This window comes from Oceanobacillus sp. FSL K6-0118 (genome assembly GCF_038006665.1).
Taxonomy (GTDB): Bacteria; Bacillota; Bacilli; order Bacillales; family Amphibacillaceae; genus Oceanobacillus; species Oceanobacillus caeni.
Map to the genome: position 1 here is coordinate 2,494,922 of NZ_JBBOVR010000001.1, position 19,100 is coordinate 2,514,021.

Genomic DNA, 19,100 nt, shown 5'->3' on the forward strand with positions numbered 1-19,100 from the left:
CTCTAGGGAAGCTATGCTACTCTAGAGTGTGATTTGTTTACTACGGGTTTCAGTTTAAAATGTAATCTTATTCGGTTTTTGTAATGCTTAAAATTCCGATAGCCATATGCAATCCGATTGAGTACCTTGATTTTATTGTTAATACCTTCAATTCGCCCATTGTTATACGTATATTGAAAACTGTTTTTCGTATAGGGCAAGTGCTTTCTTAATGTTTTAATGCTTGTTCTTAAATAGGTTGATGACTGGGTTGGACACTTTTTGTTTAATGTGTTCTCTAATGCATGATAGTCCTTTTCGTCAATTGCCTCCAACAGGTCCTGATATATACCATAATTGACTTTAAGTTCCTCACTATAATCCAACATTTCTTGCACTATTGAACTTTCAAGACGTTGGCCAAATAAGCCGTAATATTTATATTCTGTATAAGATAAACTCGATCTTTTTTTCAGTAAAAGCTTCCAATAACGTTTAAGGCGGCGATACTTTTTCTGATCTTCCCCATTAGATGTTCTGAGTTGGTTCATGATTTTAACACGCGTTTTGTTCATCGCTCTTGATATGAGTTGAACTAAGTGAAAACGATCAATAATAATATCTGCATTTGGAAACATCTCTTTTATCAAACTTACATAACCTGCGTTCATATCGATTGTCACGGTTTCTACTCGTTGTCTAGCTGATAAGCTATAATTTGTGATGAAGTGATCTGTAATAGACCGGTTATCACGACTATTTAAAATGTCTAAGATGTCACCCGTTTCAACATCGATATATTCAAAAGCCATCTTGCCCTTGGCATACTTAAATTCATCAAACGATAGATGCTTAGGTAGGGCTTTATAATGCGGTTTATATTTATTTGCTTCTTTATTAATGATTCTCTGAACAGTTGCCTCAGATACACCACAATCCTGGGAAATATCTTTAACGGACTGCGCTCCAGCTGATTTAATCATGATTTGGGCTTCTGTATTTGAGGATATAAAACAATGACGCTTTACGATATTTGTTTGTGCAGTAAAACTAACACCACAATGTTTACACATAAAACGCTGCTTACTTAATAATAAATATGTTGGATAAACTCCCATGGTCGGAATGGTAATACGAGATAATTGTGTTCCGTTTTTATAAATAGAAGAGCCTACTTTCTCCACCTGGCAATTTGGGCATTGATCTGCATCATATGTTAATTTCGCCTTAATAAATTTACAAGACTTCCCTTTATGTTTGCCATACGTTACTGCATTTTCGCTCATATAAATATTTTTATCTTGAATATCTAACATATTTCTAATATCATTTGATATAGACAAGTGAGTTCCCTCCTAGGAATGGTTTTCAGCGACTTTAATTCTACAGGGAATCTCACTTGTTTTCTATTTATAAACACAAAAATGACGTAGGTGAGTTTTTCCCACCAACGTCATTTATTGTACAACCGTTTTTGTTTGTAGGTAAAAAGTATAATTTCTTTAATGTGCGTTGTCACTACCAAAGAAATTCTTAAACGCTTGGATATTAGTTGCTCGGTTCATTGCTGCAATTGAGGTTGTTAACGGTATTCCTTTTGGACAAACTTGTACACAATTTTGCGCATTCCCACAACCGCTAATTCCACCTTCTTGCATTAAACCATCTAAACGTTCACTCTTGTTCATTTCTCCTGTTGGGTGAGCATTAAACAGACGAGCCTGAGATAATGCTGCTGGTCCAATAAAGTTTGATTTATCATTTACGTTTGGACAAGATTCTAAACATACTCCACATGACATACATTTAGATAATTCATATGCCCATTGGCGTTTCTTTTCAGGCATACGTGGCCCTGGACCAAGATCGTGTGTACCATCGATAGGAATCCATGCTTTAACTTGCTTCAATGCATCAAACATACGCTCACGGTCAATGATCAAATCACGAACAACTGGGAATGTTGACATTGGCGCTAGACGAACTGGAGTTTCCAATTCATCTACTAATGCAGCACAGGATTGTCTCGGAACACCATTAATAACCATAGAACAAGCACCACATACTTCTTCTAAACAGTTCATATCCCATTGAACCGGTGTTGTTTTTTCCCCTTTAGCATTAACAGGATTTTTACGTATTTCCATTAACCCAGAAATAACATTCATATTCTTCCGATAAGGTACTTCGAAAGTTTCCTCGTAAGGAGCAGAATCTGGGCCGTCTTGTCGAGTTATTATAAATGTAACCGTCTTTTGTTCAGCCATTTTACTTCTCTCCCCAATCAATGTTTTGTAGTATAATCACGTTCACGTGGTTTAATTAACGATATATCAACATCTTCATAACTCAGTTTAGGTGCTTGATTTTTCTCATCGAATTCAGCGATAGTAGTCTTTAAAAATTCCTCATCATTACGTTTCGGGAATTCAGGTTTATAATGTGCTCCACGACTCTCGTTACGATTATAAGCACCAAGTGTAATTACTCTTGCCAAATGAAGCATATTTTTTAATTGGCGAGTAAACATAACACCTTGGTTAGACCAACTAGATGTATCATTGATGTTGATATTTCCCCAACGTTCTAGCAATTCTTGTATCTTCTCATCTGTTTTTAGAAGTCTAGTATTTTCACGTACTACTGTAACGTTATCTGTCATCCATTCCCCTAGTTCTTGGTGAATCTGGTATGCATTTTCGTTACCGTCCATACTCATTAATTCTTTAAATTTCTCTTCTTCTTCCCTAACTTTAGAATCAAATAGTTCAGAAGAAACATCTTCAGCATGTTTATCAAGGCCATCAATATATTCAATCGCCTTAGGTCCAGCTACGGATCCACCAAATACTGCAGATAATAAGGAGTTAGCACCTAGTCGGTTCGCACCATGTTGTGAGTAGTCACATTCCCCAGCAGCAAATATTCCAGGAATGTTTGTCATTTGATTAATATCGACCCACATTCCACCCATAGAATAATGAACTGCAGGGAAAATTTTCATAGGTACTTTACGTGGGTCCTCACCGACGAATTTTTCATAGATTTCTATAATACCACCAAGTTTAATATCTAATTCTTTAGGATCTTTATGTGAAAGATCAAGATATACCATGTTTTCCCCATTAATTCCTAATTTTTCATTCACACAAACATCAAAGATTTCACGTGTTGCTATGTCACGAGGAACTAGATTACCATATGCTGGGTATCTTTCTTCAAGGAAGTACCATGGTTCACCATCTTTATAAGTCCATACACGACCACCTTCACCACGAGCAGATTCACTCATTAAGCGAAGTTTATCGTCTCCAGGAATTGCAGTTGGGTGAATCTGAATAAATTCTCCATTTGCATATTTAACACCTTGTTGATATAAGGTACTTGCAGCTGATCCTGTATTAATCATAGAATTCGTTGATTTACCAAAGATGATTCCAGGTCCACCTGTTGCAAAGATAGTTGCATCAGAACGGAATGCTTTAATTTCATGTGATTTAATATCCTGAGCCACAATTCCCCTTGCAATTCCTTCTTCATCTAATACAGCACCAACAAATTCCCAACCTTCATATTTCGTTACTAAGCCTTCTACTTCATAACGGCGAACTTGTTCGTCTAGTGCGTACAACAATTGTTGTCCAGTTGTAGCTCCTGCATATGCAGTGCGGTGGTGTTGCGTTCCCCCAAATCGACGAAAGTCTAGTAAACCTTCCGGGGTACGGTTAAACATAACACCCATACGGTCAAACATATGTATGATGCCAGGTGCTGCATCACACATTGCTTTAACCTGAGGCTGATTTGCAAGGAAATCTCCACCGTAAACAGTATCATCAAAGTGAATCCAAGGTGAATCTCCTTCACCTTTTGTATTTACCGCTCCATTAATACCACCTTGAGCACATACTGAGTGAGAACGTTTAACCGGTACAATTGAGAATAAATCTACGTTGACTCCTGCTTCAGCAGCTTTTATCGTAGCCATAAGCCCAGCAAGCCCTCCGCCAACAACAGCTATTTTGCGATTACTCATAATAACTCACTCCTTTTTTCTCTGTCTCTATACTCCATAAGCAAATGCGATTAGTGATCTTACTCCAATATAACTAAGCACAAGAAAGACTACTACGACACCATATGTAGTGATTTTTTGTGATTTAGGAGATTGTGTAATTCCCCATGTAACCATGAAGCCCCATAGTCCATTTGAAAAATGGAAAACGGTTGAAATTACACCAACTACGTAGAACCAGAACATAAATGGACTAGATAGAATACTTTCCATCAAACTATAGTTAACTTCTACTACTCCTAGTGCTTTTTGAACACGGGTCTCCCAAACATGCCATACAATAAAAATTAATGTTACTATCCCAGTGATACGTTGCAGAGCAAACATCCAATTTCGGAAAAAACCATAATTCTTCAGATTGTAGTTTGCTGTAAGAGCAATGTACACACCTAGCACCGCATGAAATAAGATTGGTAGATAAATAACAAAAATCTCTAATAAGATCAAAAATGGAAGATTTCCCATAAAACCTGCTGCTCTATTAAACTCTTCTTCTCCATAAACAGCAAAATGGTTTACTACTAAATGCGTCACCAAATAAAGTCCAATTGGTACTACCCCAAGTAATGAATGTAATCTTCTGTAAAACAACTCCCTATGTACTGCCATTTTTATCCCCCCTTAGTAGGTTAATAGAATTTGTAGTACAATTATTAAAAATAAAGCGCTTTAAAACAAACTTGCTCCTATTTTTAAAATTGTACAATCTTTTTATCAAGTTTATTGTACTTCTAACTATTGTAAGCGTCAAGAAAACGAGACACTAAATTTATCGAGAAAAGGAATATTGGAATATTAAAAGTTCATAATCGCGGCTTGATTAATCACGAAATAAAATAGATAATATGGTTTAGTTATCATTTTAAACGACGATAAGACGATAGGTTATACCTTAGGCATAACTTACGAGAGGAATAGAAAGGATGACATCCATGTCAGATAAAGCCGATAAACTAACAATTTCACAACTAGAAAAATTACATACGAATGGTGCCGGCTATGATGCTCTAAGATATATAGGCTTACCGGAAATTCTTGGTAAGGAAGCGGACTCTTTATTGTATTTCATGGGAAAAAACATAGCGCGCAATATAGAAATTGATTCATTGGAAACACTAATACTTATTTTTGAGACATTTGGTTGGGGAAAACTTGAGTTAATAAAAGAAAAGAAAAAGGAACTAATCTTTCATTTAATGGATGATTCAATAGCATTAAAACTTAATGGTCCTTTTCATACAGATTTTCGATTAGAATCAGGATTTTTAGCTGAGGCAATTCAACAAATTGAAGGTAGAGAATGCGAATGTATGGAGGAAATAAATAAACGCATTTACACGATCAAATTTTCTATATACTTTACGGATAAATGAACAAAGGCGCAAGCGCCCGTTTAGCGACGTACGGACTGGACTGAGCCGTAGGAGATAAAGGAAACACGACGAACGGAGTGAGTCGATGTTGACTTATCGCACGGAGGTGAAGGAAGTCTCGCTAGTCGCTGGGCGCTGGAGCCGGACGTGGCTATTTCTGTATCTAAGTTATTCACAGCCATATAAATTTTATGATTTTCTAGACAAATAAAAAGGAGGGTAGTTAGTATTTAAAACTATCGCTCCTCCTCTTTACTTTTATTTAAAAAATTAATAATTTCTTTTGCAGTATTACTAGGTATCCCTAGTTTTGTAATTTCTTTCAAATCCGATCTCTTTATTTCATCTATTGATTTAAAATGTTGAAGTAATAACTTTCTTCGTTTTTCTCCGACTCCAGGAATATTATCTAACTCAGATTGAAATAAGCTTTTTCCACGTAATTGTCGGTGAAACGATATCGCAAAACGATGGACCTCATCTTGTATTCGTTGTACAAGATAAAACTCTTGGGACTTCCTTGATAAAGAGACTACTTCTGGAGGATCCCCATACAATAATTCACTCGTTCTGTGCCGATCATCTTTAGCTAATCCACATAAAGGTATATCTAGACCTAATTCATTTTCTAACACATCAAGCGCCGCACTCATTTGGCCTTTACCGCCATCTATAACAATCAAATCTGGTAGTGGCAAATCTTCTTTTAATACTCGAGTATATCTCCTGCGTATGACTTCACGCATTGTCTCGTAATCATCCGGACCTTTCACATCTTTAATTTTGTATTTTCGATAGTCTTTTTTACTTGGTTTTCCATCAACAAATACAATCATGGCTGATACCGGGCTTGTACCTTGAATATTTGAATTATCAAAAGCCTCAATGCGATGTGGAGTTGCTATATTTAGCTCTTCTCCTAATTTTTCAACAGCAAGTATAGTCCGTTCCTCGTCTCTTTCGATTAATGAAAATTTCTCTTTTAAAGCAATTTTTGCATTTTCAGAAGCTAGCTCTACCAGTTCTTTCTTCTTCCCTCTATACGGAGTATGGACCTCTACTTCTAGTAATTCCTTTAAGATGTCTGTGTCTGTTCCGATAGGCACCAGTATTTGCTTTGGTTTAATATGTTGTTCGTGTAAATAGAACCTTCCAATGAAGCTTAAAAAAGTTTCCTCAGGAGTATCGAAAAACGGGAATAACGAAACATCCCTTTCGATTAGCTTTCCTTGTCTTACAAAAAATACTTGAACACACATCCAACTTTTATCATAACTATACCCAAAAATATCACGATTCACATTATCGTTAAGGGTCATTTTTTGCTGTTCCATAACCGACTCAATATGCTGAATTTGATCTCTATATTCCTTTGCCCGCTCAAAATTAAGTTGTTCACTCGCTTCTAACATTTTTTCTTTCAAATTCTGTTTGATATCTTTAAATCCACCTTGAAGAAAAGAAGTTATTTCCTGAATAATAGCTTGATATTCTTCAGTAGAAAGTGGATTGTCCCCACATGCTCGGCACTGATTCATATGATAATATAAGCAAGGACGTCCGGATGGATTATTACATTTACGTAGCGGGTATAATCGGTCTAATAATTTTTTAGTTTCCTTAGCTGCAATAACGTTTGGATATGGGCCAAAATATTTTCCTTTATCTTTTTTTAATTTCCGTGTAATTAAAAGTCGAGGATGTCTTTCCGAGGTTATTTTTAAATATGGATAAGACTTATCGTCCTTCAGCATTATATTATATCTTGGATCGTATTTTTTTATTAAGTTCATTTCCAAAATTAATGCTTCCATCTCTGAAGACGTAACAACATATTCAAAGTCAACAATCTCTTGTACTAATCGTTGTGTTTTTTGGTCATGTGCCCCTGTAAAGTAGGAACGAACCCTATTTCTTAATGTTTTGGATTTTCCAACATAAATAACAGTTCCATGCCTATCCCTCATCAAATAACAGCCGGGCTTAGCCGGTAATACCGCTAATTTTTCACTTATCGTTCTATTCATATGTTTACAATCCTTTTATATTTAGAAATATTCTACGAGAACATTATCTTAGAAAACTTGGGGTTTGCCAAGCTTTTTGGCGATTCACTTTCGTTGCACTTATGTGGAAAAAAGAATTTAACATACCTGTCCGCTGAGAAAATCCCTTGTTACTTCGTGTAACAAGGGATTGAATCGTGGTTATTCATTAAGCATGCTTATTTATTAAATCAACTAATGCCTCTTTTGGTTGGTAACCAATTACTTGGTCAACTACGTTTCCATCTTTAAATAATAATAAAGTAGGAATACTCATTACACCAAATTTGCTAGCTGTTTCTTGATTTTCATCTACGTCTAATTTAACAATTTGAACTTTTTCGCTCATTTCTCCATCAATTTCTTCTAGGACTGGAGCAATCATTTTACAAGGACCGCACCATGGAGCCCAAAAGTCAGCTAAAACTAAACCTTTTGAAGTTTGTTCAGCAAAATCTTTATCTGTAACATTTTCAATAGCCATCTTAATTCCTCCTTTTTATGACTTTAACCACGTAGGTTGAGTATACCATTGTTAATATTGTACTTCCTAATACTTTGCTTATTCAGAATAAATGGGCCCTCTTCTATAAATGAAGTAGACCCATCATCAAAGGTATAGTTAACTTACTGCTACTTTCTTGAATTCTTCTATTAACATTGGAATAACTTCGAATAAGTCACCAACGATTCCATAGTCCGCGATATTAAAAATATTAGCCTCAGGATCTTTATTAATGGCTACGATAACCTTAGAATTAGACATTCCTGCAAGGTGTTGGATTGCTCCAGATATTCCAACTGCAATATATAAATCCGGAGTAACTACTTTACCGGTTTGCCCAATTTGAAGTGAATAATCGCAATAGTCCGCATCACATGCTCCGCGTGAAGCCCCAACCACTGCACCAAGAACTTCTGCAAGTTCATATAATGGTTTAAATCCATCTGCACTTTTAACTCCACGACCACCAGCTACAATTACCTTTGCTTCTGATAAGTCTACACCTTCCGAAGTTTTACGAACCACTTCTTTTACAATTGTGCGTAAATCTTTGATATCAACATCCACATTATTAATGTTTCCTGAACGAGAATCATCACGATCTAATGCGGCAATGTTGTTTGGTCTAATTGTAATGAAAGGTATTCCAGATGTAATCACTTTTTTCTCAAAAGCTTTTCCAGAATAAATTGGTCTAATAAATACTGGTTGATCACCGTCTGTTTCAATATCAATTGCATCCGAAATCAAACCAGATTTTAGTTTACTTGCTAGCTTCGGAGAAAGATCTTTTCCGATTGATGTATGGCCCATGATAATTGCATCTGGAGATTCTTGTTTCACTACAGCTAATACCGCTTGCCCAAATGCTTCAGAGGTATATGATTTCAAATTATCATTTTTAACAGTTATCGCACGGTCTGCACCATAGTAAATAAGCTCTTGTGCCAAATTTTCCAAATCATCATCCGCACATACTAAACCAATAACTTCACCATCTGGTTTTATTTTTTTCGCAGCCGCTATAGCCTCAAATGATACATTACGAATTTCCCCTTCTTTTGTTTCTGCAATAACTAAAATTTTCTCACTCATGTCTACCTCTCCCTTCTTTTATCACCTATTTATAGTACTTTCGCTTCATTTTTAAGCAGTGAAACTAGTTCTTTCACCTGATCCTCTAATTCACCTTCTAAAACTTTTCCTGCTTCTTTTTCAGCCGGCAAGAAAATATCAATCGTTTTTGTTTTAGCTTCAACATCGTCCTCATCAATGTCTAAATCATCTAATTCCAATTCTTCGAGTGGTTTCTTTTTCGCTTTCATAATTCCTGGTAGGGAAGGATAACGTGGTTCATTTAAACCTTGTTGACAGGTAACAAGAAGTGGTAAAGAACTTTCAATTACTTCGACGTCACCTTCTACATCTTTTTCAATATTTACCGTCTTACCATCAATAGAAAGCTTTGTAACCGTTGTAACGTATGGTATTCCAAGTAGTTCAGCAACTCGTGGTCCTACTTGTCCACTAGCTTCATCAATGGCAACGTTACCTGCGAGGATTAAATCCACTTCTTTATCTTCGAAAAACGCTTCCAAAATTTTTGCTGTTGTAAATTGATCTCCTTCTTCAAGGTCTTCTTCCGTATTAATTAGAACAGCTTTATCTGCACCCATTGCTAATGCCGTCCGTAATTGTTTTTCAGATTCCTCATCTCCGATTGTGACAACGGTTACTTCACCGCCATGCTCATCACGTTGTTTAATCGCTTCTTCGACTGCGTATTCGTCGTATGGATTAATAATGAATTCTGCACCATCTTCTTCAATTACACCATTTGATACTACAATCTTTTCTTCTGTATCAAATGTTCTTTTTAACAATACATAAATGTTCATTTAATATTCCTCCTTTATCTTCTTATCCTTCTATTTATCTTGGAAATTAGGTTTACGTTTTTCTATAAAGGCTTGAACTCCTTCTCTAGCATCGGCATTCGTAAATACTTTACTGAATGCAATCGCCTCTTCTTGTACCCCTTTTTCAAATAAATCAGATTTAGAAAAATTAACTAGATGCATAATTTGATTAATAACAGGTTTACTCATGGATACAATTTTTTCCGCCAATTTAGTTGCCTCTGAAATCAATTCCTCTTCTTTCACCACCTTATTAGCTAGACCAAATGCAAAAGCATCTGTTCCTGAAATAGGTTCACCTGTAAGCATCATTTCATAAGCTTTGGCGTTACCAACATACCTTGGTAAACGTTGGGTTCCTGCATACCCCGGGATTATACCTAAAGTTATTTCAGGTAATCCCAGTTTAGAATTTTCAGTGACGATTCGAATATGACAAGCCATCGCCAATTCCAATCCGCCACCAAAGGCACCGCCATGAATAGCTGCAATAAATGGAATAGAGAAATTTTCTATCCGGTTAAATAGCTCTTGTCCTTTATTTGAAAAGGTTCGGCTATCGCTAGAGTTCTGCATAGAAGTAAATTCTTTAATATCCGCTCCAGCAGAGAAGAACCTTCCATCTCCTTTAATAACTACTGCTTTTACAGATGGTTCTTCTTCAATTTTATTGAGCTTTCCTTCTAATTCAGATAGTAGACTACTAGATAATGCATTTGCCGGTGGGCTTTGAATGGTCAGATTTGCAATATTTTTATTGATTTCAAACTGAATTTTCCCCATAAGTTTCCTCCCCTTTTTTCATTGTAAACTAATTTATCAAAATTTTAAACTATTTTATCTATTCGACAAATTCCTCCAATTAACAATTGGTGAACTTGCTCAACCTCGGTGGTTAAATCGTACTTGCAATCTTTCATGACCCAATTTGTAACAATTTCATCAAGCGTTCCAAATATCATCTGCCTTACTAAAGGTATTTTTAAATTATCCCGAAATAATTTATCATTTATTCCTTCCATAAGAATATTATCAATTACCGTTAAATAAGGTTTTAGTACACTATTTATTTCATAACGTAATTCATAATTGGATTGTCTTAATTCCAATTGTGTTACTATCGCCAAATTACGGTCTTCTGAAAGTTGAGTAAAATGCATTTCGATTAATGTCAATAATTTTTCATTTGCATTCTTTTTTTGATTAATTTGATGAACGGTTCTATCAATAAATTGACCCATTTTTTCTTTAAACACAGTAATTAATATATCTTCTTTATTTTTAAAATAAAGATAAATGGTTCCATCAGCTACACCAGCTGCTTTTGCGATTTTAGAAACTTGGGAACCATGGAATCCATTTTCTGCAATAACTTTAACTGCGGCATCTATGATTTGATAATACTTTGGTCGATTATTTTTCATATTTTACTCCTTAGGAAACTTGGCATTCGTATTTTAGACTGGAGAATACCTTAACTGTGCTTAACAGGATAAGAAAATTTATGCTTACTAATCTGCTAAGAATATAATGAATGAATACTCATTCATATCTCCATGGTAATAAAAATAATAAAAAAAGTCAATGCCATAGCGTGTCCTATTAACCTGTAAAAAAAGAAATACAAAATTATACTTTCTCTTTTTCTTTATCGTCCTCCACCAATTTTCTTCTTAAAATCTTTCCTACAGCTGTTTTCGGTAATTCATCTAGAAACTCGTATATTTTAGGAACTTTATAGACTGCCAGATTTTCCTTCATAAATTTATCTAATTCTTCTTTTGTAATTTGGTACCCTTTCTTTAATACAATATACGCTTTTACGGTTTCACCTCGGTAGGAGTCGGGAACACCGGCTACAACTGCTTCTTGAACCGCTTCATGCTCATAGAGAACTTCTTCTACTTCCCTCGGATAAATATTATAACCACTTGCAATTATCATATCCTTTTTCCGATCTACGATATAGAAATAACCATCTTCATCCATATACCCTAAATCACCAGTTAACAACCAACCATCTTTCAATACTTTCTCTGTCTCCTCTGGATTATTCCAATAACCTTGCATAATCTGAGGACCTTTTACAGCAATTTCACCAATTTCGCCCAAATCTACTTCTTCTAAATCGGAATCTACACGAAACACTTTCGCATCTGTATCTGGCCATGGTACACCTATACTTCCATTTACTCGTTTTCCCCAAATAAAATTAGCGTGAGTAACAGGAGAAGATTCCGTCAATCCATACCCTTCAACAAGTCTTCCACCAGTTATCTTTTCAAATTTCTCTTGTACTTCTATAGGGAGAGCAGCAGATCCACTTAAACAAGCCTCTATAGAAAATAAATCATACTCATTAAGATTAGGATGGTTTAATAGCGCAATATAAATTGTCGGCGCACCAGGAAATAAAGTAGGCCTTTGTTTTGATATCGCCTTCAAAATGTCATCTGGATTAAACTTTGGCATTAAAATCATTTTAGATCCTTGCATCACTGCAAAATTCATTACAGTTGTCATTCCGTACACATGAAAAAACGGTAACACCGCTAATACTGTTTGACGCTTATTCTTTGATTTGTATAGCCATGCATTACACATTTGAACATTTGCAACTAAATTATAATGAGTGAGCATCACACCTTTTGGATTACCAGTAGTTCCGCCGGTATACTGAAGAAGGGCTAAGTCTTCTTTTGGATTTATTTCCACCTCTAGATACTCACTACTTGCCATGTCTAACATATCTCTCCATACGTGGGTATCATGAGTTTGTTCAACATTAACAACTATGTTATATTCACGTTTTTGTATAAATGGGTAAATCAGATTTTTGGGAAAGGGAAGGTAATCTTTAATTCTAGTAACAATAGCGTGTTGAAGATTTGTTCTGTCACGTACATTTTTTACTTTCGGCAATAAGATATCTAAACAAACAATAAATTTGGCTTCTGAATCTACTAATTGATACTCAAGTTCTCTTTCCGTGTACAAAGGATTCGTTTGAACAACAATACCACCTGCCATAAGTGTAGCGTAATAGCTAATTACAGATTGCGGGGTGTTTGGAAGCATAATAGCTACTTTATCCCCTTTCACTAAATCTAGTGATTGAAGATAACTGGCCATTTTTTTTGATTGTAAATAAAGTTCGGTGAATGTCATTTCTTTTCCCATAAAGTGAAGCGCTATATCCCCACTGTACCGTTCAGCACTTTCCCGTAAGAACATGTGTAGCGGTTTTTCATCATAAGATAAGCTTATTGGTATTTCACTTGGATAATGATCATGCCACTTTTTATAATCCACTTACATACCTCCTTTTTACTTATTATGACCATTATACAAATTAAATGCTATTTTTTGAATATTTTTAAAGAAAATAAACAACTCCGCAAATCATGAAAATAGCAGCTACAACTATTAATATTTTAGCTAATCTTTCAAATACCATCCATTTTCCACCTCTCTTCTATGTCAACGAATATTTGCACCTATAACAAATGATAATCCAATGGATATCATCATAGATATAAATCCAACTGCTTGATTCCCTTTACCTATTTCTTCATCTACTTTTATAGTTGGTGTAAGAAACTCAAAGATAAAATAACCAAGGAGTAATAAAAGAAATCCAAAAGCTCCCCAACCTATACTTTGCAGAATCGTATCGTTATGTTCAATGGAATAACGAAAAATAGTAGCTATTCCAAAAAGCTTTCCTCCTGTTGCCATTGCGACAGCAAAATTTCCATTTTTAATTTCTTGCCAATTTTTATATGAAGTAACCAATTCAAAAATTGCTAGGAAAATCATGGTACATAGTACAACAACACTATATCTTGCAGCAGTTATCACTACAATATTTTCCCAAAACATTTCCATGAAAAAGCCCCTTTCGTCCTTATTCCAAGCCTATCATACCATGTTTTTAAAATAACTTCTTATGTGAATATTTATAAAGAAAAAGTAGCCAGGTGCAATTGAAACCCTTAGAGAGGTTGTTCAAAAGTCCGATTCGACTATGTTCCGTCACTTGTCGGGGCATGGCTACTTTTAAGTTAAAACTAACGAAACTCTATTACAGTAACTCCACTTCCACCTTCACCATTTGCACCAGGTCTTGATGAAGCAATATTCGGATGGTTTTTCACAAAGTCCTGTACACCTTTTCGTAAAGCCCCTGTTCCTTTTCCATGAATTATAGACACTCTCGGATAACCAGCTAACAGGCTGTCATCTATATATTTTTCCAATTTAAGTAGAGCATCTTCATAACGCTCCCCCCTTAAATCTAATTCTGTCTTAACATGGTAATTGGAACCTTTAATCGTTGTAACAGGTTTTACATCATTTTGTTTAGGTTTACCTAATAACTGTAAGTCTTTACGTTTCATCTTTACTTTCATAATTCCGACTTGTACTAAATATTCATTATCACTAACTTTTTCCAGTACTTCACCCTTTTGATTTACCGTTAACAACTTGACTTCATCTCCTGGGTGAAGTTCATTCGTTTCTTTTGCAGAAACCTTTTGTGTTGAAGCATTTTTTCTTAATAGATTCGGTTTTGCTTCTTCCAACATCTTTTTAGCTTCAATCCACTCATGCTCTTTTATTTCCACATTGGATTTCATATTTTTCATTTCATCTACAATGATTTGTGCTTCTTCACGAGCTTTTGTTAGAGCTTTTTCAGCTTTTTCTTCCGCTTTTTTAAATAGTTGTTCCCGTTTATCCAGGAACTGTTTGTACTCTTTTTCCAGCTGATTGTGGATTTTTTCGCTTTCTAATAATACTTTGTGCGCTTCTTCATAGTCCTTTTCAGCTGAAATTTGAGACTGTTCTAATGAAGCAATCATATTTTCTACATTTTTAGAATCTACCCCAACTAATCCTTTCGCTCTATCAATGATTTGGGGATCTAACCCTAACCGACTTGATATTTCAAATGCATTACTTCTCCCGGGAATGCCGATTAATAATCGATACGTCGGTTGTAATGTTTCGACATCAAATTCAACAGAGGCATTAATTACATTTTCACGATTATAACCATATGCCTTCAATTCCGGATAATGAGTTGTGGCAATAACCTGAGCACCTCTGGAAATAACTTCATCTAATATTGCCATAGCCAGTGCTGCACCTTCACCTGGATCTGTTCCTGAACCCAATTCATCAAATAATACGAATGAACGATGGTCCACATTTTTAATAATATCCACAATATTTGTCATGTGAGATGAAAAAGTACTTAAGTTCTGTTCAATCGATTGTTCATCTCCAATATCTGCAAACACCTCATGGAAGACTGCTAACTCACAACCGTCTAATGCTGGTACTTGTAATCCGGACTGAGCCATTAATGTACATAATCCAACCATTTTTAATGTAACTGTCTTCCCACCTGTGTTTGGCCCCGTAATAACAATAGACGAATAAGACTCGCCTATTTCAATATCGTTTGGAACAACTTCTTCTACAGGGATTAGTGGGTGACGTGCTTGTTTCATTTTTATAATACCTTGATTATTCATTTTTGGTTTTGCAGCTTTCATTTGATTTCCTAATAAGGCTCTAGCATGAATAAAATCAATTTCGCCTAATATAGATACATTCTGATGAAGAAATTCACTCTGTTCCGCAATTAATCCGCTTAATTCATTTAAAATCCGATCTATCTCTTGTTTTTCTTTCATATAAGCAGCTTGTAAGTGATTATTTAATTCCACTACTGCTTTTGGTTCCATAAATAACGTTTGACCAGACGATGATTGATCATGAACAATTCCGCCAATAGACGCACGGTACTCTTGTTTTACCGGTATAACGTAACGATCATTTCTTATGGTCACGATGGAGTCAGATAACATTTTACTATTTGACCTTGTATAACCTTCTAATTTTTCTTTCACTTTGGACTCGTATGAACGTATAGATGAACGTATACCACGTAACGTCTGGGATGCACTATCCATTACATGGCCATGATCATCAATACAATTTTTAATTTCTTGTTCCAGTTCCCGGAGAGAAATAATTTCGTCTACCATTTCTTTTAATATTGGTAAATCAACTTCTAGACTTCCAATAAAATTCTTTACTTTTCTTCCACCATAAATGGTATTTGCTACGTTTAAACATTCTTCAGTAGTTAAAGTACCACCTATTTCACTTCTTTTGAGACTCATTCGAATATCTGTAATTCCGCCTAAAGGAATAGATTGATTTAGTCTTATAATTTGTGCTGCTTCATCCGTTTCATCTTGCATTCGATTTACTTTCTCTATTTCAGTTGAAGGTTTCATATTGGAAACATAGTCTTTACCAATGGATGTAGCTGCTTGATTGATTAATTGCTCAATAATTTTCGGAAATTCTAATATTTGAAGCACACGGTCATTCATACTTCTAAACTCCTTTTATTTCTACTTATTCCTGCTAAAAAAATTCATTAGTTTATCTTTATCCCATGTATTTATTACAGTATCTTTACGAACCCAACCTTTTCTCGCTGTTCCTACGCCATACTTCATATGTTCAAGCATATGGTAACTGTGTGCATCAGTATTTATAGCTAGAAGAACTCCCGCCTCCTGGGCCTGCCTTGCCCACTTAGCCGATAAATCTAAACGGTTTGGATTTGCATTAATTTCTAAAGCTGTATTTGTTTCTTTCGCTTTTTCAATTAACTTATTTACATCAACTTGATAGCCATCCCGTCTACCAATTAGTCTTCCGGTGGGATGGGCAATTAATGAAACGTACGGATTCTCCAATGCTGCAAACAATCTTTCCATGATTTGCTCCTCAGATTGGTTGAAACTGGAATGAATCGCCCCAATAACGAAATCCATTTCTGTTAAGAAGTCATCTGAAAAATCTAAACTACCATCCGGTAAAATATCCATCTCCACTCCAGCAAATATATGAATATCATCATATCTCTCATTTAACTTATCAATTTCTTCCCTCTGTTTTCTTAATCGACTTTCGTCTAATCCATTTGCAACACGTAGATACTTTGAATGATCTGTAATCGCTACATAGGAATAACCTTTATTTCGTACTTGATTAACCATTTCTTCCAATGATTGTGCACCATCACTGTACGTTGTATGCATATGTAAATCGCCTTTAATATCATCAAGTTTTAAGAGGGGATAAGCTTTATCAAAAGACTCAACTTCCCCCGTATTCTCACGTATCTCAGGAGGAACATACGTTAAACCAAAATGATGGAAAAAATCTTCCTCACTTTTAAAAGTTAGAACTTCTTTTGTCTCCTCGATTTCCACACCATACTCGCTAATCTTCTCGCCACGGGACTTTGCTAATTGCCTCATAGCCACATTATGGTCTTTTGATCCAGTAAAATGATGTAAGGTCGTTGCAAATTCCTTTTCTGTAACGATTCGAAAATCCACGTTTACATCATATACATCATCATAGATAACAGATACCTTTGTATCTCCTTTTGCAATAACGTCCTTTATACCAGGCATGTCCAAAAGTTGATTTCTAATGGACTCAGGATTTTTTGTTGAAATAATAAAATCAATATCCTTTATCGTCTCCTTCATTCGCCTTAAACTTCCGGCCAATGAAAACTTTTCAACATCTTTCATCGATTTTATATAGGTCTCTATTTTTTCTGCAATAGGTATAACATTAGCAATCGGTAGCCGTTCTGGACGGGTCCCCGCTTCCTCGATTGCTGCTAAAATTTTTTCCGCTGTTTTTTTACCGAAGCCAGGAAGAGTTTCAACCTTACCATTCTCACATGCCGCTCTTAATGACTCTACATCCGTTACGTTTAGCTCCTGATAAAGCTTTGATAACTTTTTACCGCCTAATCCTGGTAATTGCAGTAATGGAATTAAACCATTTGGAACTTCTTGCTCAAGTTGTTTAAGTGTCTCTGATGACCCTTTTTCTATATATTCCAAAATAACGGTATTGGTCCCCTTACCAATTCCCTTAATCTTTGTGAAATCATCAATTTCAGCAAGCGATCGTTCATCTTTTTCTAAAGCTTGAGCAGCTTTTCTATAGGCTGATATTTTAAAAGAATTCTCGCCCTTAAGTTCTAAATATATTGCAATTTTCTCTAGTAATTTTATAATATCTTTTTTATTTATTGCCATTGTTATTTTCACCTTTTCATTAGAAAAATTACATGTAGCTCATGATATACTGTACAAAATTAAAAGACTAATCCTTCTTATGTTAATACAATTGTACATGAGATACAATTGTATAACTAATAAGATGAATCAGTCTTAATTTATTTGCTGGATAAAGTCCAAATTCTACTTATCTTCCATAAAAGAGAACCATAAATCTAAAATTTTACCCGAGAAATAAGGTGTCTGTTCAACAATAAATAATGCAATTGGTGACCCAGTTATCCATCCTTGCACTGTTTCTACTGGTGTTAATGCTAAGATATATAAAATAATAAATGCAATCAAATATACTTCTATAAATCCCAAAACCGCACCAAGCAATTTATTAACAGAATTAATAACAGGGATGGAGGCAACAAAATCGAGCATAGAAGCTATAATCTGCATGAAAATTTTAACAGCAATGAAAATAAGTACAAATGCTACTGCATTATAAAACCCTTTTTCCAATGGTAACGTTTGAAGAAATGAAGCCCAAGTACTTTCAGGTAATTCTGGGTACGGTATCCACAGTGCTAGTTTTGGCCCCAAATCATCACAATACATCGCTGCTACGGCAAAAGCTACGATAAATCCTACTAAATGTAATATTTGTAAAATCAATCCTCTTTTAAGCCCCATAAAAAAGCCAAACATTAAAAACAATAATAATACAAGATTAAACATATTCTACTATTCCTCTTTCCTTTTCAATGAACCTACCAATCTTGCATAATCTTCCTTTAACTTTAAGTAATCATTCATCGTATTTAAAGCGGTTAGTACAGCAAGACTTTCTGTATCAAGATTTCTATTAGCATTTTGCAAATCCTTCATTTTTTGATTAACAAGAGTTGCAACTAAACGTACATGACTTGCGGATTCTTCATCTGCAACTACTGTATAAGGTCTATTTTTTATTTCCACGGTAACACGTTCTTTTTTTACTTCCGCCACGAGAAAAGCCTCCCTGCCAAAGAATTCTACACCTAATATTAACATGAACCTGCTATTTTAAAAAGATTTTCCT

The 19,100-nt window shown here is 35.2% G+C and carries 17 protein-coding genes; 1 reads left to right on the forward strand and 16 read right to left on the reverse strand.

Translation table 11 applies throughout. The features are described from left to right. Positions 1 to 11 precede the first annotated feature (11 nt). From MHI02_RS12835 to MHI02_RS12850, 4 genes are all read right to left on the reverse strand, one after another. A complete protein-coding gene (locus tag MHI02_RS12835; protein WP_047185367.1) occupies positions 12 to 1,322 on the reverse strand; it encodes an ISL3 family transposase in 1,311 nt (436 codons plus the stop codon). A gap of 159 nt (positions 1,323 to 1,481) precedes the next feature. Beyond that, a complete protein-coding gene (gene sdhB / locus MHI02_RS12840; protein WP_047183692.1) occupies positions 1,482 to 2,246 on the reverse strand; it encodes a succinate dehydrogenase iron-sulfur subunit in 765 nt (254 codons plus the stop codon). A gap of 17 nt (positions 2,247 to 2,263) precedes the next feature. Then, entirely contained in the window at positions 2,264 to 4,015 is a 1,752-nt protein-coding gene (gene sdhA / locus MHI02_RS12845) for a succinate dehydrogenase flavoprotein subunit (RefSeq protein WP_047183691.1), read from the reverse strand. A 27-nt stretch (positions 4,016 to 4,042) separates the two neighbouring features. Beyond that, positions 4,043 to 4,663, reverse strand: a complete 621-nt coding sequence (locus MHI02_RS12850; RefSeq protein WP_047183690.1) for a succinate dehydrogenase cytochrome b558 subunit — start codon at positions 4,661 to 4,663, stop codon at positions 4,043 to 4,045. A 323-nt stretch (positions 4,664 to 4,986) separates the two neighbouring features. On the opposite strand from MHI02_RS12850, the gene MHI02_RS12855 reads away from it, so the two are divergent. Beyond that, positions 4,987 to 5,427 (forward strand): DUF2507 domain-containing protein, encoded by a 441-nt coding sequence (locus tag MHI02_RS12855; protein ID WP_047183689.1) that lies wholly within the window; start codon positions 4,987 to 4,989, stop codon positions 5,425 to 5,427. A gap of 236 nt (positions 5,428 to 5,663) precedes the next feature. Here MHI02_RS12855 and uvrC read toward each other — a convergent pair whose 3' ends face one another. The 12 genes from uvrC to zapA all read right to left on the reverse strand — a co-directional run bounded on the left by uvrC (position 5,664) and on the right by zapA (position 19,072). Next, entirely contained in the window at positions 5,664 to 7,454 is a 1,791-nt protein-coding gene (uvrC, locus tag MHI02_RS12860) for an excinuclease ABC subunit UvrC (RefSeq protein WP_204797695.1), read from the reverse strand. A 187-nt stretch (positions 7,455 to 7,641) separates the two neighbouring features. Beyond that, entirely contained in the window at positions 7,642 to 7,956 is a 315-nt protein-coding gene (gene trxA, locus MHI02_RS12865) for a thioredoxin (RefSeq protein WP_047183687.1), read from the reverse strand. Between the two features lie 138 nt (positions 7,957 to 8,094). Then, on the reverse strand, positions 8,095 to 9,072 hold the full coding sequence (locus tag MHI02_RS12870; protein ID WP_341165953.1) for an electron transfer flavoprotein subunit alpha/FixB family protein: 978 nt from the start codon (positions 9,070 to 9,072) through the stop codon (positions 8,095 to 8,097). Positions 9,073 to 9,101: 29 nt separating this feature from the next. Then, positions 9,102 to 9,875 carry an electron transfer flavoprotein subunit beta/FixA family protein gene (locus MHI02_RS12875; protein ID WP_341165954.1) on the reverse strand — a complete coding sequence of 258 codons (774 nt, stop codon included), beginning with the start codon at positions 9,873 to 9,875 and terminating at the stop codon, positions 9,102 to 9,104. Positions 9,876 to 9,905: 30 nt separating this feature from the next. Next, a complete protein-coding gene (locus tag MHI02_RS12880; protein ID WP_341165955.1) occupies positions 9,906 to 10,679 on the reverse strand; it encodes an enoyl-CoA hydratase in 774 nt (257 codons plus the stop codon). A gap of 44 nt (positions 10,680 to 10,723) precedes the next feature. Next, positions 10,724 to 11,320, reverse strand: coding sequence for a TetR/AcrR family transcriptional regulator (locus MHI02_RS12885; RefSeq protein WP_341165956.1), 597 nt, complete (start codon positions 11,318 to 11,320; stop codon positions 10,724 to 10,726). Positions 11,321 to 11,525: 205 nt separating this feature from the next. Further along, positions 11,526 to 13,208 (reverse strand): AMP-binding protein, encoded by a 1,683-nt coding sequence (locus tag MHI02_RS12890; protein WP_341165957.1) that lies wholly within the window; start codon positions 13,206 to 13,208, stop codon positions 11,526 to 11,528. A 168-nt stretch (positions 13,209 to 13,376) separates the two neighbouring features. Continuing rightward, on the reverse strand, positions 13,377 to 13,784 hold the full coding sequence (locus MHI02_RS12895) for a DUF350 domain-containing protein (RefSeq protein WP_047183681.1): 408 nt from the start codon (positions 13,782 to 13,784) through the stop codon (positions 13,377 to 13,379). Between the two features lie 182 nt (positions 13,785 to 13,966). Continuing rightward, positions 13,967 to 16,309 carry an endonuclease MutS2 gene (locus tag MHI02_RS12900; RefSeq protein ID WP_047183680.1) on the reverse strand — a complete coding sequence of 781 codons (2,343 nt, stop codon included), beginning with the start codon at positions 16,307 to 16,309 and terminating at the stop codon, positions 13,967 to 13,969. 21 nt (positions 16,310 to 16,330) lie between these two features. Continuing rightward, a complete protein-coding gene (gene polX / locus MHI02_RS12905; protein ID WP_047183679.1) occupies positions 16,331 to 18,049 on the reverse strand; it encodes a DNA polymerase/3'-5' exonuclease PolX in 1,719 nt (572 codons plus the stop codon). A gap of 165 nt (positions 18,050 to 18,214) precedes the next feature. Further along, positions 18,215 to 18,757 (reverse strand): CvpA family protein, encoded by a 543-nt coding sequence (locus tag MHI02_RS12910; RefSeq protein WP_047183678.1) that lies wholly within the window; start codon positions 18,755 to 18,757, stop codon positions 18,215 to 18,217. A 6-nt stretch (positions 18,758 to 18,763) separates the two neighbouring features. Continuing rightward, positions 18,764 to 19,072, reverse strand: coding sequence for a cell division protein ZapA (zapA, locus tag MHI02_RS12915; RefSeq protein ID WP_244986880.1), 309 nt, complete (start codon positions 19,070 to 19,072; stop codon positions 18,764 to 18,766). Positions 19,073 to 19,100: the final 28 nt, after the last annotated feature.

Bases quoted from the DNA above. Each gene is read 5' to 3' on its own strand.
- MHI02_RS12880 (WP_341165955.1), bottom strand. From the start codon at position 10,679: ATGGGGAAAATTCAGTTTGAAATCAATAAAAATATTGCAAATCTGACC.
- MHI02_RS12870 (WP_341165953.1), bottom strand. From the start codon at position 9,072: ATGAGTGAGAAAATTTTAGTTATTGCAGAAACAAAAGAAGGGGAAATT.
- MHI02_RS12885 (WP_341165956.1), bottom strand. From the start codon at position 11,320: ATGAAAAATAATCGACCAAAGTATTATCAAATCATAGATGCCGCAGTT.
- MHI02_RS12875 (WP_341165954.1), bottom strand. From the start codon at position 9,875: ATGAACATTTATGTATTGTTAAAAAGAACATTTGATACAGAAGAAAAG.
- trxA (WP_047183687.1), bottom strand. From the start codon at position 7,956: ATGGCTATTGAAAATGTTACAGATAAAGATTTTGCTGAACAAACTTCA.
- zapA (WP_244986880.1), bottom strand. From the start codon at position 19,072: ATGTTAATATTAGGTGTAGAATTCTTTGGCAGGGAGGCTTTTCTCGTG.
- sdhA (WP_047183691.1), bottom strand. From the start codon at position 4,015: ATGAGTAATCGCAAAATAGCTGTTGTTGGCGGAGGGCTTGCTGGGCTT.
- sdhB (WP_047183692.1), bottom strand. From the start codon at position 2,246: ATGGCTGAACAAAAGACGGTTACATTTATAATAACTCGACAAGACGGC.
- uvrC (WP_204797695.1), bottom strand. From the start codon at position 7,454: ATGAATAGAACGATAAGTGAAAAATTAGCGGTATTACCGGCTAAGCCC.
- MHI02_RS12855 (WP_047183689.1), top strand. From the start codon at position 4,987: ATGTCAGATAAAGCCGATAAACTAACAATTTCACAACTAGAAAAATTA.
- polX (WP_047183679.1), bottom strand. From the start codon at position 18,049: ATGGCAATAAATAAAAAAGATATTATAAAATTACTAGAGAAAATTGCA.
- MHI02_RS12895 (WP_047183681.1), bottom strand. From the start codon at position 13,784: ATGGAAATGTTTTGGGAAAATATTGTAGTGATAACTGCTGCAAGATAT.
- MHI02_RS12910 (WP_047183678.1), bottom strand. From the start codon at position 18,757: ATGTTTAATCTTGTATTATTATTGTTTTTAATGTTTGGCTTTTTTATG.
- MHI02_RS12850 (WP_047183690.1), bottom strand. From the start codon at position 4,663: ATGGCAGTACATAGGGAGTTGTTTTACAGAAGATTACATTCATTACTT.
- MHI02_RS12900 (WP_047183680.1), bottom strand. From the start codon at position 16,309: ATGAATGACCGTGTGCTTCAAATATTAGAATTTCCGAAAATTATTGAG.